This is a genomic window from Micromonospora sp. DT231 (assembly GCF_049847025.1).
Lineage (GTDB): Bacteria > Actinomycetota > Actinomycetes > Mycobacteriales > Micromonosporaceae > Micromonospora.
The window spans coordinates 245357-265966 of sequence record NZ_JBNCNO010000007.1; the positions used below are offsets into that span (position 1 = coordinate 245357).

The following is a 20610-nucleotide window of genomic DNA, read 5'->3' on the forward strand; positions in this document are numbered from 1 at the left end:
TGAAGATCGTTCACCTGTACCAGTCCACGTACCCAGGGTGTGAACGGTTCATCCGCCCGCGAGGAGGTCGGTGTGTTCGACCTGGACGGTGAGCCGGCCGGCCGCCGCGTCGGCCAGCCGACGCCGGGCGTACTCCTCGGTCGGGCCGGCCAGGTCGGGACGCTGCGCGCGGGCCGCGGCCAGCCAACCCCGGAACCACTCGGCGGCCAGGTCGGCCTGCTCCGGGCCGAGCCGCCACGGGCTGGGCCGTTCCCGCACGTCGACGCCGCGTCGGGCGAACGCGGCGGCGGTGGCGGCGGCGGCGTCCGGGCCGAGCAGTCGTCGGCCGTCGACGGTACGTCGTTGGTGGTCGTTGAACGCGGCCTCGACCGCCGCGTCCAGCGGGTCGGCCGGGGTGAGTCGAACCCGCCCGGTCACCGAGACGGCGAACAGGGTGGGTCGGCCGACGCAGGCGGCCACCACGCGTTCGATCTCCTCGGCGGTCAGCATGTCCAGCAGTGCGGACGCGGTGACCAGGGAACCGTCGGCCAGATCGGCGGCGCCGAGCCGGGTGAGGTCGCCGCACCGGGTGCGTACGGTGACCGGCGCGCCGTCGGCGGCGACCACGCCGGTCATGCCCTCGGCGGCGCGGGCCAGCAGGTCGGCGTCGCGGTCGTGCAGCACCCAGTGCTGCGGGCCGGGCAGCCGGGTGGCCAGCCAGCGACTCATCGAACCGGTGCCGCTGCCCAGGTCGTGGATCACCGTCGGCGTGGCACCCGTCAGCCGGGGGCGTACGACGTCCAGCAGGTCCTCGGCGCGCGCCGCCGCGTCGGCCGGTTCCCGCAGGCGCAACCAGTCGGCGAACGGCAGGGTCTCCTCGACGGTCATCCCGCCACCTCCTCCAGCACGGCGGCCAGCGACGCGGTCGTCACCGACCAGTCGGTCAGGGTGTGCCGCCGGCCGACAGCCGCCGACCGCAGCTTGGCCCGCAGCAGGTCGTCGCCCAACCACCAGCTCAGCGCGCCGGCCAGGGCGGCCGGATCGTCAGGGGGCACCAGCAGTCCCGGCAGGTCACCGTCTGCGGTCCGGCCGAGCGCCTCGGGCAGGCCACCCACGCGGGTGGTCAGCACGGGCAGGCCCCGGGCCAGCGCCTCGGTGACGACCATGCCGTACGTCTCGCCCCGCGAGGGCAGCACCAGCAGGTCGGCCGCGGCGTACGCGGCGTCGAGTGCCGCCCCGGTCAGCGGCCCGGCCAACCGCACCCGGTCGGCGAGGCCCACGTCGGCGAGCTGGTCGCGCAGCCGGCGCACCAGATCGGGCTCCCGGGTCAGCGCGCCGGCGCAGACGAGCGTCCAGGGCACCTCGGCCAGCACCGTCAACGCGTCGACAAGCACGTCGTGGCCCTTGTGCCGGGTAACCGGGGCCACGCAGAGCAACCGGTCCCCGGCGGTCGAGCCGGGGGGCGCCAGCGGAGCGGCCGTGACGCCCGGTGGCACGACCCGGATCCGGTCGCGGCGCAGCGGGTGGCGCAGCAGCAGGCGGCGGCGGGTCCACTCGCTGGTGGTGACGACGGCCCGCGCGGCGGCCAGCGCCCGGCCCTCCGCCTCGTCGTCGAACGGCATGTGCACGAGGACGACCAGGCGCAACCGGTCGGCGTGCGGGGCGAGCAGGTCCGGCACGGTCGAGGCGACCAGACCGTCGAGCAGCACCACGGCGTCGTCCGGGGCGGCGGTGAGCACCGCGGCCAGTGCCGCCCGGTCGGCCGGCCCGGGGCTCGGCCAGGCCCCGGGCACCGCGTGCTCGTGCACCGCCCAGCCTCGGTCGGTGAGCCCCGCGCAGACGCGCCTGTCGTAGGTGTTGCCGCCACTGGGTGTGGCCGGGTCGTCGATGTCGCCGGGCAGGACGACGTGCACCGTACGGCCGGTGCTACCCGAGCCGGTGGCGGGCGTCGTCCGGCCCGCGTCTGTCACAGTGACCGCTCGTAGCTGGCCCAGGCGACGTGCGACTCGTGCAGGGTGACGGTGATGCCCGCCAGCTCGCGGGCGCCGGCGCCCAGTTGGCCGGCGTGCACCCGCTCGGCCAGCCGATCCGCGACCGTACGGGCCAGCACCTCGGTGGTGGTGTTCACCCCCGCGAAGGCGGGCTCGTCGTCGAGGTTGCGGTAGGTCAGCTCGCCGAGTACGGCCCGCAGCTGCTCGGTGGCCAGGCCGATGTCGACCACGATGCCGTCGGCGTCCAGGTCGGTGCGGCGGAACGTCGCGTCCACCACGAACGTCGCCCCGTGCAGGCGTTGGGCGGGACCGAACACCTCGCCCTGGAAACTGTGGGCGATCATCATGTGATCCCGAACGGTCACGCTGAACACGGTCACTCCCCGTCGTCGTAGGTGATGAGGTGGCAGAGCGCGGGCAGGTCGCCCGCGCTCAGGCTGGCGAGCACGTCGGGCAGCTCCGCGAACCGGGACGCGCCGGTGATCAGCGCGTCGAAGGCCGGATCGTCGAGCAGGTCCAGGGCGAGCGCCAGCCGGTCGGCGTAACTGCGCCGTCCCCGCCGGGCGGGAGCGACCATGCCGACCTGACTGCTGCGTACGGTGAGCCGACCGGAGTGGAACGACCCGCCCAGCGACACCTGCACCGGGCGGTCGCCGTACCAGCTCAGCTCGATGACAGTGCCCTCCGGCGCGAGCAGGTCCAGGGCCTGTTGCAGGCCGGCGCCGGTGGCGCTGGCGTGCACGACGAGGTCCCGGTCGCCGCTCGCGTCGGCCGGTTGGGCGAACTCGACGCCGAGCGCGCCGGCCACCCCGGCCCGGCGGGCATCGGTGTCGACGAGTTCGACCTGCACACCGGGAAACCGGGCGAGCAGGGCGGCGACGCAGCAGCCCACCATGCCCGCGCCGATCACGGTGACCCGGTCGCCGACCAGGGGCGCGGCGTCCCAGAGCGCGTTGATCGCGGTCTCCACCGTGCCGGCGAGCACCGCGCGGGCGGGTGGCACCCCGTCCGGTACGGGCACCACCGCGGTGGCCGGCACGACGTACGCGCTCTGGTGCGGGTGCAGGCAGAACACCGTGCGGCCGAGCAGTTCCGGCGGGCCGTGCTCGACCTCGCCGACGCTGAGGTAGCCGTACTTCACCGGGCCGGGGAAGTCACCCTCCTGAAAGGGCGCGCGCATCGCCGCGTACTGGTCGGTGGGCACCCGGCCGGCGAAGACAAGCGTCTCGGTGCCCCGGCTGACCCCGGAGTAGCGGGCCCGGACCAGCACCTCGTCGGGGCCTGGCGTCGGGAGCGACACCGGCCGGATCTCCGCCGTGCCGGGCTCGCGCACCCAGCAGGCGTACGCCTCGCGGATCACCGTCGCGCACCTCACCTCTTACTCCCGGCCGAACAGCGCGGCCGTCCCCGGTCGGGGTCGTCGATCATAAACACGGAGGTACCGCGTCCACAGTTCGACGTTCTCCGGTGATCGGCCGAGGACGCTGCTCGCCGTGCTGGTGACGCGTCACCGGTGTCGTGCCTCGACCGTGCTCAGAAGTCCGATCCCGCCCGGGGTGCCATCGCCTGTCCCGATGCGTCGATCATGGATCAAGGGACGTTGGCTTTAGGGCATCCGCCGCCCTATGGTGGGGGCATGCCGTGGGTGACCTTCCGCTCGCCAGCCGTCACTGACGTGACGGCTGGCAGTGCTGCCCGCGTCGTGACAGTTCCGCGCGGCAAGGCCTGCATGGGAGTGCCGGTCGTCGGCGCCCTGTACATCGTGCCCACGCGCGGGGCGTCGAGCCTGGCGCGCACCGGCCGAGGCCCTCCCGCGGAATCGTTGCATCCCGAAACGACCGCAGGGCGAAGCTACTCAAGCTTCGGCCCTTTTTCTTTTTCCTCGTTCTTCTGAAGGGCAGACCATGAGCATCGATCAACGCGCTGTCGAGCACGGCTGGTTGGCTGATCTACGAGCGTCCCTGGCGGACGAGTTCGCGACGCAGACGGCTCGGCTACGGGAACTGACCGAACTCAACGCGGACACCGGCGACCCGGGCGAGGCCCACAACCAGGCCGCTCTGCTGGTGGCCACCCGCCGCCACCTCGAGCAGATCACCGGCGCGCTGGGCCGGATCGCGGATGGTACCTACGGCGCCTGCGAGAGGTGCCGCAAGGGCATCCCGGCCGAACGCCTCGAAGTCCTCCCGCATGTCCGCTTCTGCGTGCCGTGCCAGGAGAAGCACAAGGGCTGACACCTGGGCTGGTGTGAAACGCGTGCGGGCCGGACCGGAGGTGAAACCGGTCCGGCCCGCGCGGCCCGATCTCGTCTGCGGCCGCTCGACCCGCAAAGCGGACAAAAGCCCATCAAATGCTCTTTTGCCCCTATACGCTCCCCTGGCACATTCGAACCAACGGGGGCGTGATGAGGATTTCGTGGTGGGGTAGCCGCAGGTCACAGGCGGCGGCCATGGTCGCCGTGGCGGGCGTGCTCGCGGTCAACGGTTTGCTGGCCCCGACGCCGGCCGAACCCCCGCCGAACCAACGACTTGTCGCGGCCGAGGCCATCGGGCCGGTCAACCCGGTCGCCGAGGCGCTGAGCTTCGGGGTGATGACCGAGGGCAACGCAGGTGTGTTCGACAACGAGAACGAGGGCACCCTCGCCGTCGGCGGCGACCTCACCTTCGGCACCTACCAGGTGGCCGGCGCGACCGCGGGGTCGTTCGTCGTACCCGGTGACGCCAACCCGACCGCTCTCGTCGTGGGTGGACGGGTGAACTTCGCCGGCAGCGTCGGCGGCAGCCGCCTCCAGGTGCTCAGCAGCGGATACGCGAAGGTCGGCGACCTGACCGGCACGTTCGTCCGCGACACCGACAACAACGGCGCCCAGGTCAACACCCGGATCCTGCCGTCGGACAACTACGACGCCGCGCCGCGGGTCGAGTTGGTCACCCGGCAGCCGGTCGCCAGCGTCGGACCCGCCTCCCCGATCAACTTCGTCGGCGCCTTCGCGAGTTTCCGCGACACCACCGCCGGGCTGGCCACCTGCGACAACACGGTGGTGCTGCGCACACCGAACGGTGACGTGCTGCCCCGGCCGATCCCGGCGGGCAGCAACGCCGTGGTCACCCTGACCCCCGGCGTGACGAACGTGCTCAACCTCAGCGCGAACGACCTGAACAACATCCAGACGCTTACCTTCGCCAGCCAGCCCACCGCGGACACCCCGCTGCTGGTTAACGTGGACACCAGCGGCGTCGGCAACGACTTCGCCTGGACCGCCCCGAACTTCGCCGGCATCGGCGGCCCGCAGGCGCGCTACATCCTGTTCAACTTCCCGACCGCCACCGCGCTCACCCTCACCCCGGGTGCGGCCACGGTCGAGGGCACCATCTACGCCCCCAACGCCAGCCTCACCGACCTCTCGGCCAGCAACACCGAGGGCAGCGTCATCACCCGTACGCTGGAGCACCGCGGCGGCGAGATCCACTACTTCCCGTTCAGCACCACGCTCTCCTGCGCGGGCGGCACGCCGGCGGGCATCGACCTGATCAAGTCGTCGACCACCACGGTGATCACGAGCGTCGGTCAGCAGGTCCCGTACTCGTTCCACGTGGTCAACACCGGCGGCGTCCCGCTCACCACCATCTCGGTCACCGACACGCAGACCCCGCCGTCGTCGAACGCCAACCTCGGGCCGATCACCTGCCTCGCCACCACACTCGCCCCCGGCGCGCGGACCGCGTGCACCGCCACCTACACCGTCACCCAGGCCGACCTGGACAACGGCGGTGTCACGAACGTCGCCACCGCCCAGGGCACCCCACCCAGTGGGCCCCCGGTGGTCTCCGAACCGGACACCCTGACCATCCCGGCGCCCGCGCCGGCCACCGTCTCCATCGCCGTGGTGAAGTCGTCCACCACCACGTCGATCACCACGGTCGGGCAGCAGGTGCCCTACCGGTACCTGGTCCTCAACACCGGCGGCGTGACCCTCACCAACGTCGGCATCACCGACGTGCAGGCACCGCCGTCGTCGAACGCCAACCTCGGCCCGATCACCTGCCCGCTCACCACCCTGACTCCCGGCCAGACCACCACCTGCACCGCGACCTACACGGTCACCCAGGCCGACCTCGACCACGGCGGGGTCACCGACACCGCCACCGCCCGGGGTACGCCGCCCAGCGGCCCGACGGCCACCTCACCACCCTCGACACTCACCATTCCCCAGTCGGGGCTCATCCCGTCGATCACGGTGACGAAGACCTCCACCACCGCGTCGATCACCACCGTCGGACAGCAGGTGCCGTACTCGTTCCACGTGGTCAACACCGGCGGTCTCACCCTGACCAACATCAACGTCACGGACGTACAGGCGCCGCCGTCGTCGAACGCCAACCTCGGCCCGATCACCTGTCCCGTCACCACCCTCGCGCCCGGCGCACGGACCGGGTGCACCGCCACCTACACCGTCACGCAGGCCGACCTCGACAACGACCAGGTCACCAACACCGCCACCGCCCATGGCACCCCGCCCGGCGGCGGCACGCCGGTGGACTCGCCGCCCTCGACGCTCACCCTGCCGGAGACCGGCCTGGTCGCCTCGATCGCGGTGCTGAAGACGTCCACCACCACCACGATCACCACCATCGGGCAGCAGGTGCCGTACTCGTTCCACGTGGTCAACACCGGCGGGTTCACCCTGACCAACGTCGGCGTCACCGACGTGCAGACGCCGCCGTCGTCCAACGCGAACCTCGGCCCGATCACCTGCGCCGCCACCACCCTCGCCCCCGGCGCGCGGACCGCGTGCACCGCCACGTACCTGGTCACCCAGGCCGACCTGGACTTCGGCGCGGTACGCGACACCGCCACCGCGCACGGCACCCCGCCCAGCGGCCCACCCGTGCAGTCGCCGCCGTCGACGCTGATCATCCCGAACGGTGAGGTGGCCCCGGCCATCGCGCTTGTGAAGTTCTCCACCACCGCGGCGATCAGCTCGGTGGGTCAACAGGTGCTCTACCAGTTCCTCGTGGCGAACAGCGGCGGCCTGACCCTGAACGGCGTCAACGTCACGGACGTGCAGGATCCCCCGTCGTCGAACGCGAACCTCGGGCCGATCACCTGCCCGCAGACCACGCTCGGGCCCGGCCAGACCACGACGTGCACCGCCACCTACACCGTGACCCAGGCCGACCTGGACCACGACGAGGTGACCGACATCGCCACCGCGCACGGCACTCCGACGGGCACGGAGGAGCCGGTCGACTCGGACCAGTCGGTGCTGACCATTCCGGCGGCCGACGTCACCCCGTCGATCGCGGTGGTCAAGTCGTCCACCACCACGTCGATCACGACGGTCGGGCAGCAGGTGCCCTACCAGTTCCTCGCGATCAACAACGGCGGCGTCACGCTGACGAACGTCACCGTCACCGACGCGCAGACCCCACCCTCGTCGAACGCGAACCTCGGGCCGATCACCTGCCCGCAGACCACGCTCGCGCCCGGTGCGGTGACCGCCTGCACCGCCACCTACACCGTCACCCAGGCCGACCTGGACAACAACGCGGTCGTCGACGTCGCCACCGCGCACGGCAACCCGCCGGGCAGTGACACTCCCATCGACTCGCCGCCGTCCACGCTGACCATCCCGGAGACCGGACTGGTCGCCGCGATCTCGGTCATCAAGGTCTCCGAAACCACCGCGATCACCACCGTCGGGCAGCAGGTGCCCTACCGGTTCCACGTGGTCAACACCGGCGGTCTCACCCTGACCACCGTCAACGTGACCGACGTCCAGACACCACCGTCGTCGAACGCCAACCTCGGGCCGATCACCTGCGCGACGACCACGCTCGCGCCGGGTGAGGCCACCGGCTGCACCGCGACGTACACCGTCACGCAGGCCGACCTCGACAACGGCGGCGTCACCGACACCGCCACCGCACACGGGACGCCGCCCGGCGGGACGCCGGTGAACTCGCCGCCCTCGACGCTGACCATCCCCGAGGCGGGGCTCGTCGCCGCCATCGACGTGATCAAGTCGTCGACGACTGCGGCGATCACCGCGGCGGGGCAGCAGGTGCCGTTCACCTTCCTGGTGGTCAACACCGGTGGCCTCACGCTCACCGGCGTGAGCGTCACCGACACCGTGCTGCCGCCGTCGGTGGGCAACGGGCTCGGGCCGATCACCTGCGGTCCGCAGAACATCCCGAACGGCGAGGTGACCCTGGCGCCGGGCGCCGACATCCAGTGCCGGGCGACCTACACGGTGACCGCGGAGGACTTCGCCGGCACGGCGCTTGTCAACGTCGCCACGGCCACCGGCACACCACCGACCGGACCGCCGCCGGTCTCCCCGCCGTCGTCGCTGGACATTCCGATCCCGCACCCGGAGATCGCCATCACCAAGGCGGTCACGCCCACGGTGGTCTCCGCGGCCGGTGACACGGTCACGTACCAGTTCGTGGTGACCAACACCGGCAACACCTCGCTCAGCGCGGTGACGGTCGACGAGACCGCGTTCTCCGGCACCGGCACACCCGGGACGATCACCTGCGGCACGCCGCCGGTGGCCAACGGCGACGTCACCCTGCCGGCCGGGGGAAGCACCACCTGCACGTCGACCTACACCGTGACTGCGGCGGACATCGAGGCCGGCAGGGTCACCAACACCGCCGTCGCCGCCGGCACGCCGCCGACCATTCCCGGTCAGCAACCGCCGACCCCGGTACGCTCCGGACCGGCCACCGCCGAGGTGACGGCCACTCGGGGTGCGGCGATCACGGTGGTGAAGTCGAGCAGCACCGACAAGATCAGCCGACCGGGCCAGCACGTGCCGTTCCGGTTCGTGGTGACGAACACCGGCCAGGTGGCGCTGACCGGTGTGACGGTCACCGACACGCTGACCGCCCCGGCCGCTGCGGCCAACCTGGGGCCGATCACCTGCGGTCCGGAACGGACCCCGAACGGTTCCGTAACGCTGGCCGCCGGCGCTGCCGTGACCTGCACGGCGACGTACACGGTCAGCAAGGCCGACTACCACCACGGCTCGCTGCGCAACACCGCGACGGCCACCGGCACCCCGCCGGACGGTCCGGCGCCGCTCTCCCCCGAGTCCACCATCACCATCCCGGTGAAGGGAAAGCTCCCGGTGACCGGCGCGTCGTTCCCGATGGGCGGTTGGATGGCTGCCGGCGTGCTGGCGGTGCTCCTCGGCGCCACTCTGCTGCTTGTCGTACGGCAGCGTAGGGCCCGCGCCTAGCGCGGAATGATCGCGAGGGTCGGACCGGAGGGGAACCGGTCCGGCCCTCGCGCCATGTCACCACCACCATCGCTTGATCAGGCGGGTCGGGCCCGGACGTGCAGCCGCTCCCCCTGCGGCCCGAAGAGACTGAGGGCCTCGGCGGTGCCCGGCCCGGGGTTGAGGACGAGGTGCGGGATCCGCGTGTCGAACTCGGCCACCTCGCCCGGGAGCAGGGTCAGATCGCGGTCGCCGAGCAGCAGGCGCAGCCGGCCGGAGAGCACGTAGAGCCACTCGTACCCCTCGTGGGTCTGCGGGGTCCGCTCCCCGGCCGTCGGATCCGGAGGGAAGATCTGTTTGAACGCCCGCAGGCCACCCGGCCGGCGGGTCAGCGGCAGGAACGTGATGCCGTGGATGACGATCGGCTTGGGACGTACCCGGGGGTCGCCGGTGGCCGGCGCGTCCACCAGCTCGTCCAACGCCACCTGGTAGGCACGGGCCAGCGGGAGCAGCAGCTCCAGGGTGGGCCGGCGACTGCCGGACTCCAGCCGGGACAGGGTGCTCACGGAGATGCCGGTCAGGTCGGCGAGCTGGGTCAGCGTGGTCCCGCGCTGGTGGCGCAGGGCACGCAGCCGTGGGCCGACGGCCGCCAGCGCGGCAGTGTCCTCGTTTGCCATAACGGCAAGAATAGTTGCCGGTCTTCCGGTGACGACGGATGGTGGGCTCAGCCGACGAGGGAAGAGGGAGAACCGGTGGACGAGACATACGACGTGGTGGTGGTGGGCGGCGGCGCCGCGGGGCTCAGCGGAGCCCTGGCGCTGAGCCGGGCGCGACGGTCGGTGCTGGTGGTCGACGCCGGCGAGCCGCGCAACGCGCCGGCCGGCCATGTGCACAACTACCTGGGACGGGAGGGGACGCCGCCGGGCGAGCTGCTCGCGGTCGGGCGGGCCGAGGTCTCCGGGTACGGCGGGCAGTTCCGCGCCGGACGGGTGGAGGCCGCGATCCGCGAGGACGACGGGTTCCGGCTCGACCTCGACGACGGGAGCGCAGTGCGGGCCCGTCGGCTGCTGGTGACCACCGGGCTGACCGACGAGCTGCCCGACGTGCCCGGCCTGGCCCAGCGGTGGGGGCGCGACGTGCTGCACTGCCCGTACTGCCACGGCTGGGAGGTCCGGGACCGGCGCATCGGCGTGCTGGCGACCGGGCCGCTGGCCGTGCACCAGGCCGAGATGTGGCGACAGTGGAGCCCCAGCGTCCTGCTCCTGCTGCACGACGTCCCGGCGCCGGACGCGGAGGCCGCCGAGCGGCTCGCCGCCCGGAGCATCGCCGTGGTGCCGGGTCCGGTCGCCGAGCTGGAGGTGACCGACGACGCGCTGACCGGCGTACGGCTGGCCGACGGCCGGGTGGTGGCACTGGACGCGGTGGTGGTCGCGACGCGGCTGACTCCCCGTGCCGGCCTGTTGGTGGGGCTGGGCCTCGCCCCGGAAGAGGTGACGATGGGTGAGCACGTGATCGGCGCCCAGGTCCCGGCCGACCCCACCGGCGCGACGAGCGTCCCGGGCGTCTGGGTGGCCGGCAACGTGGCCGACATCCGTGGTCAGGTCATCACGTCCGCCGCGGCCGGCCTCACCGCCGCAGCCGCCATCAACGCCGACCTCATCGACGAGGACACCCGCGTGGCGGTGGCCGAGTACCGGCAGGTGGTGGCCACGGCGTTCGAGGAGCCGGCGTGGGAGGAGCGCTACCGGTCCCGGCCCTCGGTGTGGAGCGGCCGACCGAACCCGCAACTGGTCGCCGAGGCCGCGGACCTGGCCCCGGGGCGCGCGCTGGACGTGGGCAGCGGTGAGGGCGCCGACGCGGTGTGGCTGGCCGAGCGGGGCTGGCGGGTGACGGCTGTGGACATCTCCACCACCGCGTTGAGTCGGGCCGCCGCGCACGCCGACACCGTCGGCGTCGGCGACCGGATCGAGTTCACCCACGCCGACCTGCGCGACAAGCCGCCCGCCGAGCAGGCGTACGACCTGGTGTCCGCGCAGTTCATGCACCTGCCTCCGGTGCAGCGGCGGGAGTTGTTCGCCCGGCTGGCCGAGGCGGTGGCGCCCGGCGGCGTCCTGCTGATCGTCGGGCACCACCCGTCGGATCTGTGGACGTCGGCGCGCCGCATGCACATGCCGGACATGATGTTCACCGCGGAGGACGTGGCCGCCACCCTGGACCAGTCCCAGTGGGAGCTACTGACCGCCGAGGCCCGCCCCCGCCCCGCCACCGACCCGGACGGCCAGCCCCTGACCCTGCACGACGCGGTCCTCCTGGCCCGCCGCCGCTAACCCCGTCGATCGTGCAGTTGTGGTGCCGGAATGATGGTGGTCCACGACCTATGTCGGCCGCCACAACTCCATGGTCGACGCGGAAGGAGGGCGGGAGGGGCGCGGGAGTGGGGCGGGGGCGGGGCGGCGGGGTGAGACGTGGTGGGGCGGGACTTCGCATGCGGTCGGCTCGGCGGTAGCGTTGCGCCACACTGACGGCCCGCGGGGCAGGCGACCGCCGACCCTCACGCCCCCGATCGTACGGAGGATGGCGCATGTCCATCGGCGCTGAGCCGCACGCAACACGCGACGATGCGGCCTCACGGCCGAGCTTCGAGCTCGCCCTGCGCGGCTACGACAAACGCCAGGTGGACCGGCACCTGGAGCAGCTCGACGGTCAGATCACGATGCTCAGCGGCGAGCACGGCCGCTCCGCGGTCCGGGTCCGGGAGCTGACCGCCGAGGTGCAGCGGTTGCGCACCGAACTGGCCGAGATGCGGGAGCAACCGGTGCAGGTGGACCGCGCCTCGATCCACGACCTGGGCCCGATGGTCGCCGAGATCATGACCCTCGCCGACAAGCAGGCCGCGATGATCATCGAGTCGGCCACCGACCGGGCCAACGAGCTGCGCAGCGAGTCGGAGCGGATCCTCACCGACACCCGGGAGCGGGCCGCGCAGGCACGGCAGGACCTGTCCGAGGAGTTGGCGACCCGGCGTTCCGAACAGGAGCAGGCGCACGAGGAGCGGCGCACCCTGGCCGAGGCCGAGTTGACCGCGATCCGCGAGCACGCCGAGCAGTTACGCGCCGACGGGGAGGCCGCCCACGAGCGCGCCCAGCACGAGGCGAAGCGAATCACCGAGCAGAGCGCCCAGCAGCTCAACCAGACCCGCGTCGCCGCCGACGCGCTGATGAAGTCGGCCCGCACCCAGATCCAGCAGGAACTCCAGTCGGCCCGCGCCAAGAACCAGCAGGAGATGGCCCAGTGGCAGGCCAACGTGGAGCGAGAGGTCAACGAGCGGCGTACCGCCGCCGAGCAGGACATCGCCGAGCAGCAGGCCACGGCCGAGCAGGAGCTCGCCGAGCAGCGCGACGCGACCGAGCAGCAGATCGCCGCCCTGCTGGCCGAGGCCCAGCAGCACGTGACCGAGCTGCGTAACCGGGCCGACGAGCAGGCGGCCAGTCACCAGGAGCAACTCACCGCCCTCCAGCAGGAGATCGCGGAGCGCCGGCAGGAGGCCGAGGAGCTGCACACCGAGCTGGACACCGCCCGCCAGCAGCTCGCCGAGATCCAGCAGGAGGGCGAGACGCTGGAGAACGAGCTGTCGCGCATGCAGCAGCGGCTCGGCGAGGTCCGCCGGGACCTCACCGCCGAGAACGCCCGACTGGAGGAGGCCCGGCGGGCCGGAGACTCCGCCGAGCGGCACGCCAAGGAGGTACGCGCCCGGGTGCAGCGCGAGGCGAAGCGGGTCGCCGACCTCGCCGCCGCCGCGGTCATGGCGGCGGCAGCCGGTGGTCCGGAGACCGCCGAGTACCCGATGGTGGGCAGCCGGTCCCACCTCGACCGGCCGAGCGTCGACCGGCCCTACGTCGAGCGGGCCGGCGCCGGGCGGGCCGAGGGCGACCAACCCGCAGACGACCAGTCCGTTACTGATCAGTCGACGGCCGACCGGCCCGGTGCCGACCCGACCGAGGGTGAGCGCTCCGACAGACCGACCACAGTGGACGAGCCGGTGGCCGCGTCCGCCGACCGTGCGGCCGGCCCCGACGGGCACATCCAGGAGCCCGAGCGGATCTTCACCCGGCCGGACGCCCCGACGCCCGTGCCGTTCCTCGCCTTCGGGCAGCCGGTCAGCGAGAACGGCGCCGCCCGGCACTGACCTCGACCACCGTCGTCCCGGGCCCGGGGCGCACCCGCACGGGCCCGGGACGACGGGGACGACCGGATCAGATCGCGTACCCGGACGTCACCGCCCGTGTGAATCGGCCCTCGCCCTCTTGGCCACCGCACGGTTTGCCGGGTTGGATGGGCGCATGGCTCTGATCGCCTACGACAGCGTGGACGCGGCCGCCTTCCACGCGACCCGACACCTGCGGGACGACGATCTCGCGACCTGGCGTACGGCGATCAGCCGGCACTTCGAGGCCCGGCCCGGGATGCGCCTGCTCGACCTCGGCTGCGGCACCGGCAGTTGGGCGCACGCGTTCCGCACCTGGTGGCCGGAGATCGGTGTCGTGGCGGTGGACCCCTCGGCGGCCATGCGCGAGCGTGCGGTGTTCCAGCCGGTCGTGCCGGGAGCCGCCGACGACATGCCGCTGCGGGACGGGAGCCTCGACGGGGTCTGGCTCTCCACGGTGATTCACCATGTTGCCGACCTCGCTGCGGCCGCCCGCGAGATCCGGCGGGTGCTGAAACCGGGCGCGCCGGTGCTGATCCGGTCCGCGTTCGCCGGTCGGCACGAGGCGATCAGCCTGTTCCACTGGTTCCCGGAGGCCGTCGCCGTGCTGGACCGGTACCCGAGCATCGCCGACGTCGAGGCCGCGTTCGCCACCGCCGGGTTCACGGTCACGGGCTGCGAACCGGTTCCGCAGGTGACCGCCCCCTCGATCGCCGACGCCGCCGCCGGACTTCGCCGCGAAGCGCACACCCCTCTGCAACTGATCAGCGACGAGGCGTACGCGGCAGGCGTCGCCCGGTTGAACGATGCCGCACGGACGCCGTCCGGCCCGGTCGTCGATGCGCTGGACCTGCTGGTGCTCCGCTGAGCCGCACCCCCGACGCGCGCCTCAGGAGGGAGGTTGGGCGGACCGCGCCAGATAGCTCCGCAGCTCGGCGACCTCCACGGCGGTGAGGACGGGGGTGAAGTCGAGGTGCTCGCTGGGGTGGACGGCGGTGCCGGAGCCGGCCACCGTGACGAACCAGGCGCCCTCGCGGCCGAACCAGTGCGCCTGCCCGGCCGCGCCGAGATCGGCGACGTCCTCCGCGGCGATGGATCCACCGGTCGAGACGACCCGCACCCACTGCCCGTCGCGCCCGTACGGCGGCTGCGGGATCTCCACGTCCAGGTGCTGCTCGGCGATCCGATCCGTCGGCACGCCGAACAGGTGCGCCGCGCCCTCGCGGGCCACCGTGCGCACCTCCCTCGTGCTGCGCGTGGTGCCGACGTACACCTCTGCTTCGGGTCCTTCGACAAGCACCGCGTAGGAGCGGTCCGGCTCGTGGCGGACCCGTGCCCGGAACCGCACCGGGGCGTCAGGGATCGGGCGACCGCGGTACGCCAGGAAGGCGGTCACCGCCTCGCGGAAACCGTCAGGGTTCTCGACCCAGGGCAGGTGACCGGATCCGGCGAGGCTCACGCGTTGGCTGTCGGTAAACGCCTGGTGCAGCGAGTCGACTGCCCAGCGGGGACGGATGTCCTCGGTGCCGTCGATGATCAGCACGGGCAGGTCGAGCGCACGGCACCGCGCCACCAGACCGTCGTGGCGGAGTTCCTGCTTGACCTCCGCGTTGATGGACTGGTTGCAGTCGTCGTTGATGCCCAGCCACGGGGTGGCCATCCGTTCGGCGTGCCGCAGCGCGTCGGCGTGGTCGGCGAAGTCGGCCGACCATTGCAGGACCGCCCGTTCGCGCTCCTCCGCAGGCGTGCGGCTGCGGGCGCCGAGCGTTTCCCACCGGCCCAGATGCTGCCCGATCCGCAGCCTCAGGTTCCGCTCGTAGTGCGGGTGCCAGCCGCGATCGGGGTCGATGCCGGTCCCGGACACGTAGATCAGATGGCTGACCCGTTCGGGATGTGCGATGGCGTACCGCAGCGCCAGGTGCGCTCCCCACGAGTGGCCGAGCAGGGCCATTCGTGGTCCGACAAGTTGGTCGCGTACCGCGTCGAGGTCGGCCACGAAGCGGCCGACGCGGTAGGGCCCGCGTCGCTGCGAGCGTCCACACCCGCGCTGGTCCCATCGAACGGTGCGGGCACGGTCGTCGAGCAGCCCGGCGACCGGGCCGAGGTAGTCCCACAGGCCCGGACCACCGTGACAGAGCACAAGCGGCGGCCCGGTGCCGGACTGCTCGGCCCACAGGCGGCAGTTGTCGTCGGTGCGCACGACCAGGCCCATGGGCGACACCCTATGGCGGCCGGCGTGGCTTCCGCTTTCCCGAAGTCGGGTCGACCTGCCCATCGGCACGGGCTGACCTGGGACGGTTCTGCGCGGAACGGGGCCGCCGACCTCCCCGGAACTGGCAGGCTGGGCTGGCCGCCGCGCACCAGCGGTGGCCGCCGGCCCGCCCGGCGACCGAGAGGAGCGCCCGGTGACCGACCAACCGGAGGAGTTCGACCTGCTCGTCGTGGGCGGTGGCAAGGCCGGGAAGACGTTGAGCATGGACGTCGCCCGCTCCGGGCAACGGGTCGCCATGGTCGAACGCGGCATGATCGGCGGCAGTTGCATTAACGTCGCGTGCATCCCGACGAAGGCCCTGGTGACAAGCGCACGGGCGGCACGTCACCTGCGGGACGCGTCCGCGCTCGGCCTGGCGGTCGAGGGCGGCCGGGTCGACGTGGACCTGTTGCGGGCGCACAAGCAGGACGTCGTCGAGGGGATGGTGGCGGCCAACCGCCAGCAGTTCCTCGACTCCGGTCTGCACCTGGTGATCGGCGAGGCCCGTTTCGTCGGCCCCCGGACCGTACGGGTGTCCCTCGCCGACGGCGGTGAGCGGCTGCTGCGCGGCGACGACGTGGTGATCAACACGGGTACGCGTCCGCATCTGCCCTCGGTGCCCGGGATGGCCGAGGCCGGGGTGCTGACAAGCGACGAGCTGCTGCGCCTGGATCGGCTGCCGGCCCGGCTGGTGGTGCTCGGCGGCGGCACCGTCGGGGTGGAGTTCGCGCAGATGTTCGCGTCGTTCGGCAGCGCGGTGACGCTCGTCGAGGGCGGCCCGCGGCTGCTCCCCCGGGAGGATCCCGATATGAGCGACGCGGTGCTGCGCGTGTTCCTCGACGACGGCATCGACGTACGCGTCGGCATCGCCGTCGCCCGGGTCGACCGGGACGTCGACGGCACGCTCCGGGTGACGCTCGACGACGGCAGCCTGGTGACCGGGGATGACGTGCTGGTGGCGGCCGGCCGAGAACCCGTCACCGACGGGCTCGGTCTGGACGTGGCCGGCGTACGCCTCAACGAGCGGGGCTTCGTGCGTGTCGACGAGCACCTGCTCACCAGCGCCGAGCGGACCTGGGCGGCCGGCGACGTCGCCGGCAGCCCGCAGTTCACCCACGTCTCGCTGGACGACTTCCGGATCATCCGCGCCAACCTCGCGGGCGGGCAACGCAGCACCACCGACCGGCTGATCCCGTACACCGTCTTCACCACCCCGGAGCTGGCCCGGGTCGGACTCACCGAGACCGAGGCGCGCCGCGCCGGGTACGACATCCAGGTCGCCCGCCTGCCGGTCGCCGCGATCCCCCGGGCACGCACCCTGCGCCAGACCGAGGGCATGTGGAAGGCGGTCATCGACACCACCACCGACCGGATCCTCGGCGCGGCGCTGCTCGGGGCCGAGTCCGGTGAGGTGATCACCTCGGTGCAGTTGGCCATGCTCGCCGGAATGCCGTGGACCGCCCTGCGCGACGCGATCATCACCCACCCGACCATGACCGAGGGTCTCAACCTGCTCTTCGCCTCGCTCAAGTCCCGCCCGGTCCGCTGAGCGCCGCGCCCGTCGTCGAAGGCTCACACAGCTCACCTATCCGGCGGCTCGCCCCTTCGCGCCCAGCCCACGAAACGGTCGAACAACTCGCGCGGGCTGGGTCCGTTCGACGGGCCCAGATGGTGGATGTCCTGGGCGGCCTCGCAGAACATGCTGGCCAGATAGATAGTCAACCCCGAGGGGTTGCCGTCGAACTCGGTCGTGAGCCGCAGCCGCGCCTCGCGGCAGGGCCAATTTTGTCCGTCTGTCCGGCAAGACCACAGGGGGCGCAGCGGGGTGTGCGGCGTTTCGCCGTCCGCCGCCGGACCATCGGCCTGCCGACCGGACGGGGGTACGGGTCGAGCGCTCACCGTTGACCGGCGAGGTTCGCCCGGATGGCCGAGGCGAGCACCTGGTGCTCGAAGCAGGATCCGGTGCCGCAGTCAGGTGGGTCGTGCCGCACGCACGCGTGGCCCTGGACCCACACCCGGCCGCTGATCTCGTCCGGACAAGTGGCCACGACGGTCACCATCTCGTCCCGCCTTGCGGGCGCGGTGGGCTCGGGGAACCACTCTCCGGCCAGCAAGAACAGCTTCGTTCCGGCGGGAACCTCGCTTGATCGGCACATGCGTCCACCCCAAGGGTTGCGCGGTGGCCGACAAGAACAGCACCCCGCCGGCCACCACAACCAGCGGCTACGACAGATCACGCCCCGTCCGGCAGCGATCCGCCGCGCCCATTCGTGCCGACCGAAGATCGGCCGACTTGGGTAGCGTGGCCGCTACGCTGAGCGTTGCGGCAGCCGTGAGCAGTGGGCCCACACTGCAGCACACACGCCGGAGGGCGACATGGACGGTTTCGGCGACACCCTCAGGCAGCGCCGCAAGGCTGCCGGCTGGTCGCTACGGAAGTTCGCCGGGCTGACGGCGTACGACTTCGGCTACCTTGGCCAGATCGAACGCGGCGACCGACCCGCCAACGCCGTGGTGGTGGCCGCCTACGACCGCGCGTTGTCGGCTGGCGGTGCGCTGGAAGAGGAATACGCGACGAGGCCGCCAGCCGACCGGGACATGGGCAGAAGGACGATCCTCCAGGCGATGGGCGCGCTCGCTGCGGCGCCCGCCGTGGATCGGCTCGTCGACTGGGAAAGACTGCGGCAGGGGCTTGGCGCCGCCGCTGGTCTCGACTTCGATGAGTGGACTGAGATCGTCGCAGACTACGGCCACGGCTACTACCGTCGTCCGCACGACGAGCTTGTGACCCAACTTGGCCGGGATCTGACCGTGTTGCGGCACCAGATCGCCGCCGATCGTGGACACCGCCGGCCACTGCTGCTCCGCGCCGCTGCCCGCCTGGCGGTCATCGTGGCGCTCCGCCTGAACGCGTCGGGGCAGGCCGTGCTCGCCGGCAGGTGGCGGACGAGCGCGCACCGCTTCGCCGACGCGTCCGGCGACGTGGAGACCCGGGTCCTCACTCGGGCCTGGGACGTGGTGAACGGTTGTTACGACGGTCGGACGCCGGCCAGCGTGGTGGCGCTGGCCGATCAGGTCCTACCACTGATCGACGGCAGGTCTTCGGCAGCCATCTGCGGGCTGCTCGCCGGCCGGGCGCAGGCACTCTCGCTGGCTGGTCGACATGCGGACGCGGTGGCCTCCGTGCGGTCCCTCGCCGAGCAGGTGGACGCTCTGCCCGCCGCCGTCACCGCCGAGGTGGAGTCGCTGTGGGGGTGGCCGGAGCACCGGCTGCGGCATACCGAGTCGTGGGTGTACACCCACGCCGGCGAGCAGCGAGCGGCTGCGGCCGCACAGCAGCGCGCCCTGGAGCTGTACCCGCCGTCGCAGCGTCGGCTACGCACGCAGGTGCAACTGCACCAGGCGGCGGCGTTGTGCCGCAGCGGGTCCATCCCCGACGGGCTGCGCCTCGCGGCGGACCTGCTCGACCACCTACCCGCCGAACAGCACAACGAAATCGTCCGGGCAGTCGCACGACAGGTTGCCGATGCCGTCCCCGACACCGAGCGGCACCGCCCGGTGTACGGCGAACTGATGGAGCGGGTACGCGTCTAGCATCCGGGCATGGCCCCGACCTACGCGACAAGCCACGGCCACGACGCGACCCGATTCTTCGGGCCGCTTGTCGACCTGTACGAGTGCGTCTACGCCGAGCCGCCGTACGAGGAGGGCCCCGACCAGGTGTCCCGTTTCCGCGACGGGCTGCCCGGTGAGGCCGTCCGGCCCGGTTTCACCCTCGTCACCGTCACCGAGGGCTCCTCCCTGGTCGGCGCGACCTACGGATGGACCATGTCGGCCGGGAACTGGTGGTCGCGAGCCGACGCCGAACCGCCCGCGCGGATCCGTGCGGCGTCGAAGCTGGCGGTCATGGAGTGGATCGTCCACCCGCTGCGCCGTGGCGAGGGAGTCGGCGCGGAGCTGATGCGCCGGCTTCTCACCGGGCGACCGGAGCGGTACGCCACCCTCGCCTCCGACTCCCGCTCCCGGGCACGGGAGATCTACGCGCGCAACGGGTGGCGGCAGGTCGGTACGTCGGTCCTGCCGTGGGGGCCGCCCATGGACCTGCTGGTCCTCGATCTCGGCCTGGAGCCGATCCGCTGACCGCTGCCGGCCCGTGCCTACGTGGCGGCGATCTCGTCGCGTACCCGTTGTTGGAAGGCGCGGGCCTGCGCGCCGGTGGGTGGCGGTCCGCCGTGCCGGGCGGTGATCGCCTGCCGGATCACCTCGGCCGGGTCGTCGGCGTCGATCAGCCGCTGGCCGGCCGCGACCTTGGCCAGCCAGACGCCGTCGCGGTGGCGCACCAGAGACCGGCACGCACCGAGGACCGCGTCCTCCGTGCCGGGTGCGGGCGTGTCGTCCGGCGGTGTCGGCAGGGACAGCCACCAGGACAGCGCGTCGATGAGCAGGCGGCGCAGGTCGGCGGGGGCGAGGTCGGCGAAGACCTCGTGCGCCGGCGGGCCGAGCAGCGGCAGCCCGCTCTGGTGCAGGATGCTGCGGTCCAGCCCGTACCAGAAGCGGCCGTCGGCGGCCGGCCGGTCAGCGGGGTCGAGGGTGCACCGGAACGGCATGCCGGAGCCGGTGTTCAGCTCGACCTCGAAGCCCGGCTCGGGGTTCCCGGAGGCGGCCACCGCACGCCGGTAGGCGACCAGTTCCAGCCCGCGCGCCGGGCAGGGCAGGGCCTCGTGCCGCAGCCGGGCCACAAGCGCCCGTTTGGCGGCGTCGGTGAGCGGCCCGGCGCTGACCAGCGCCACGTCCACGTCGCTGCGGCCGGCCTGGTACGCGCCGAGCCCCACCGAGCCGGCCGCGTACGCGCCGACCAGGTCGGCCCCGAGCACGTCGCGGGCGGCGGCGACCAGGTCGTCGAGGTAGTGCCGAAGAGCGGAGTCCACGGGCCATCATGACGCACGGGTCGGCGCCGGGC

18 protein-coding genes and 1 pseudogene are annotated in these 20610 nt (G+C 72.5%); 10 read left to right on the forward strand and 9 right to left on the reverse strand.

The genetic code is table 11. The features are described 5' to 3' along the window. Positions 1 to 48: 48 nt before the first annotated feature. The 4 genes from ACPXBU_RS20345 to ACPXBU_RS20360 are packed head-to-tail and all read right to left on the reverse strand — an operon-like array spanning position 49 to position 3330. Positions 49 to 867 (reverse strand): class I SAM-dependent methyltransferase, encoded by an 819-nt coding sequence (locus ACPXBU_RS20345; protein WP_425759190.1) that lies wholly within the window; start codon positions 865 to 867, stop codon positions 49 to 51. Continuing rightward, positions 864 to 1949 (reverse strand): glycosyltransferase family 4 protein, encoded by a 1086-nt coding sequence (locus ACPXBU_RS20350; protein ID WP_425759191.1) that lies wholly within the window; start codon positions 1947 to 1949, stop codon positions 864 to 866. The genes ACPXBU_RS20345 and ACPXBU_RS20350 overlap by 4 nt, the downstream gene beginning before the upstream one ends. Next, on the reverse strand, positions 1946 to 2344 hold the full coding sequence (locus tag ACPXBU_RS20355) for a 6-pyruvoyl trahydropterin synthase family protein (protein ID WP_393371210.1): 399 nt from the start codon (positions 2342 to 2344) through the stop codon (positions 1946 to 1948). The genes ACPXBU_RS20350 and ACPXBU_RS20355 overlap by 4 nt, the downstream gene beginning before the upstream one ends. Before the next feature lie 2 nt (positions 2345 to 2346). Beyond that, positions 2347 to 3330 carry a dehydrogenase gene (locus tag ACPXBU_RS20360; protein ID WP_425759192.1) on the reverse strand — a complete coding sequence of 328 codons (984 nt, stop codon included), beginning with the start codon at positions 3328 to 3330 and terminating at the stop codon, positions 2347 to 2349. A gap of 276 nt (positions 3331 to 3606) precedes the next feature. Between ACPXBU_RS20360 and ACPXBU_RS20365 the strand changes: the two genes are divergently transcribed. The 4 genes and pseudogenes from ACPXBU_RS20365 (at position 3607) to ACPXBU_RS20380 (ending at position 9216) form a co-directional block, all read left to right on the forward strand. Next, a complete protein-coding gene (locus ACPXBU_RS20365) occupies positions 3607 to 3864 on the forward strand; it encodes a hypothetical protein (protein WP_425759193.1) in 258 nt (85 codons plus the stop codon). 10 nt (positions 3865 to 3874) lie between these two features. Next, positions 3875 to 4204: a TraR/DksA family transcriptional regulator gene (locus tag ACPXBU_RS20370; RefSeq protein ID WP_425759194.1), complete on the forward strand. Its 330-nt coding sequence runs from the start codon at positions 3875 to 3877 to the stop codon at positions 4202 to 4204. A gap of 170 nt (positions 4205 to 4374) precedes the next feature. Next, a pseudogene (locus ACPXBU_RS20375) lies at positions 4375 to 5739 on the forward strand (choice-of-anchor A family protein); the annotation flags it as partial. A gap of 117 nt (positions 5740 to 5856) precedes the next feature. Continuing rightward, positions 5857 to 9216, forward strand: a complete 3360-nt coding sequence (locus ACPXBU_RS20380) for a DUF7507 domain-containing protein (RefSeq protein ID WP_425759263.1) — start codon at positions 5857 to 5859, stop codon at positions 9214 to 9216. 77 nt (positions 9217 to 9293) lie between these two features. Here the strand turns inward: ACPXBU_RS20380 and ACPXBU_RS20385 are convergent, their stop codons facing one another. Then, positions 9294 to 9872 (reverse strand): helix-turn-helix domain-containing protein, encoded by a 579-nt coding sequence (locus ACPXBU_RS20385; protein ID WP_425759195.1) that lies wholly within the window; start codon positions 9870 to 9872, stop codon positions 9294 to 9296. 75 nt (positions 9873 to 9947) lie between these two features. Here ACPXBU_RS20385 and ACPXBU_RS20390 point away from each other — a divergent pair, with 75 nt between their 5' ends. From ACPXBU_RS20390 to ACPXBU_RS20400, 3 genes are all read left to right on the forward strand, one after another. Continuing rightward, positions 9948 to 11522, forward strand: coding sequence for an FAD-dependent oxidoreductase (locus ACPXBU_RS20390; RefSeq protein ID WP_425759196.1), 1575 nt, complete (start codon positions 9948 to 9950; stop codon positions 11520 to 11522). A 254-nt stretch (positions 11523 to 11776) separates the two neighbouring features. Continuing rightward, positions 11777 to 13381: a DivIVA domain-containing protein gene (locus ACPXBU_RS20395; RefSeq protein WP_425759197.1), complete on the forward strand. Its 1605-nt coding sequence runs from the start codon at positions 11777 to 11779 to the stop codon at positions 13379 to 13381. Positions 13382 to 13535: 154 nt separating this feature from the next. Beyond that, a complete protein-coding gene (locus ACPXBU_RS20400) occupies positions 13536 to 14267 on the forward strand; it encodes a class I SAM-dependent methyltransferase (protein WP_425759198.1) in 732 nt (243 codons plus the stop codon). A 21-nt stretch (positions 14268 to 14288) separates the two neighbouring features. Here ACPXBU_RS20400 and ACPXBU_RS20405 read toward each other — a convergent pair whose 3' ends face one another. Then, positions 14289 to 15611 (reverse strand): alpha/beta fold hydrolase, encoded by a 1323-nt coding sequence (locus tag ACPXBU_RS20405; protein WP_425759199.1) that lies wholly within the window; start codon positions 15609 to 15611, stop codon positions 14289 to 14291. A 193-nt stretch (positions 15612 to 15804) separates the two neighbouring features. Between ACPXBU_RS20405 and ACPXBU_RS20410 the strand changes: the two genes are divergently transcribed. Next, the gene (locus ACPXBU_RS20410; protein ID WP_425759200.1) at positions 15805 to 17199 is read left to right on the forward strand and encodes a dihydrolipoyl dehydrogenase family protein; all 1395 of its coding nucleotides are present in this window, start codon (positions 15805 to 15807) and stop codon (positions 17197 to 17199) included. 32 nt (positions 17200 to 17231) lie between these two features. Here the strand turns inward: ACPXBU_RS20410 and ACPXBU_RS20415 are convergent, their stop codons facing one another. Further along, positions 17232 to 17549 (reverse strand): hypothetical protein, encoded by a 318-nt coding sequence (locus ACPXBU_RS20415; protein ID WP_393371237.1) that lies wholly within the window; start codon positions 17547 to 17549, stop codon positions 17232 to 17234. Then, positions 17546 to 17698 carry a hypothetical protein gene (locus ACPXBU_RS20420; RefSeq protein WP_425759201.1) on the reverse strand — a complete coding sequence of 51 codons (153 nt, stop codon included), beginning with the start codon at positions 17696 to 17698 and terminating at the stop codon, positions 17546 to 17548. Before ACPXBU_RS20420 ends, ACPXBU_RS20415 begins: the two co-directional genes overlap by 4 nt. A gap of 328 nt (positions 17699 to 18026) precedes the next feature. Here ACPXBU_RS20420 and ACPXBU_RS20425 point away from each other — a divergent pair, with 328 nt between their 5' ends. Together ACPXBU_RS20425 and ACPXBU_RS20430 are read left to right on the forward strand one after the other, a co-directional pair. Beyond that, the gene (locus tag ACPXBU_RS20425) at positions 18027 to 19244 is read left to right on the forward strand and encodes a helix-turn-helix domain-containing protein (protein WP_425759202.1); all 1218 of its coding nucleotides are present in this window, start codon (positions 18027 to 18029) and stop codon (positions 19242 to 19244) included. Between the two features lie 9 nt (positions 19245 to 19253). After that, positions 19254 to 19790 carry a GNAT family N-acetyltransferase gene (locus tag ACPXBU_RS20430; RefSeq protein WP_425759203.1) on the forward strand — a complete coding sequence of 179 codons (537 nt, stop codon included), beginning with the start codon at positions 19254 to 19256 and terminating at the stop codon, positions 19788 to 19790. A 17-nt stretch (positions 19791 to 19807) separates the two neighbouring features. Here the strand turns inward: ACPXBU_RS20430 and ACPXBU_RS20435 are convergent, their stop codons facing one another. Further along, entirely contained in the window at positions 19808 to 20578 is a 771-nt protein-coding gene (locus tag ACPXBU_RS20435; RefSeq protein ID WP_425759204.1) for a nucleotidyltransferase domain-containing protein, read from the reverse strand. Positions 20579 to 20610: the final 32 nt, after the last annotated feature.

What these genes read in the sequence shown, in the direction of transcription:
- ACPXBU_RS20345 (WP_425759190.1), bottom strand. Translation starts at nt 867, where the DNA reads ATGACCGTCGAGGAGACCCTGCCGTTCGCCGACTGGTTGCGCCTGCGG.
- ACPXBU_RS20365 (WP_425759193.1), top strand. Translation starts at nt 3,607, where the DNA reads ATGCCGTGGGTGACCTTCCGCTCGCCAGCCGTCACTGACGTGACGGCT.
- ACPXBU_RS20370 (WP_425759194.1), top strand. Translation starts at nt 3,875, where the DNA reads ATGAGCATCGATCAACGCGCTGTCGAGCACGGCTGGTTGGCTGATCTA.
- ACPXBU_RS20385 (WP_425759195.1), bottom strand. Translation starts at nt 9,872, where the DNA reads ATGGCAAACGAGGACACTGCCGCGCTGGCGGCCGTCGGCCCACGGCTG.
- ACPXBU_RS20395 (WP_425759197.1), top strand. Translation starts at nt 11,777, where the DNA reads ATGTCCATCGGCGCTGAGCCGCACGCAACACGCGACGATGCGGCCTCA.
- ACPXBU_RS20400 (WP_425759198.1), top strand. Translation starts at nt 13,536, where the DNA reads ATGGCTCTGATCGCCTACGACAGCGTGGACGCGGCCGCCTTCCACGCG.
- ACPXBU_RS20405 (WP_425759199.1), bottom strand. Translation starts at nt 15,611, where the DNA reads ATGGGCCTGGTCGTGCGCACCGACGACAACTGCCGCCTGTGGGCCGAG.
- ACPXBU_RS20425 (WP_425759202.1), top strand. Translation starts at nt 18,027, where the DNA reads ATGGACGGTTTCGGCGACACCCTCAGGCAGCGCCGCAAGGCTGCCGGC.
- ACPXBU_RS20430 (WP_425759203.1), top strand. Translation starts at nt 19,254, where the DNA reads ATGGCCCCGACCTACGCGACAAGCCACGGCCACGACGCGACCCGATTC.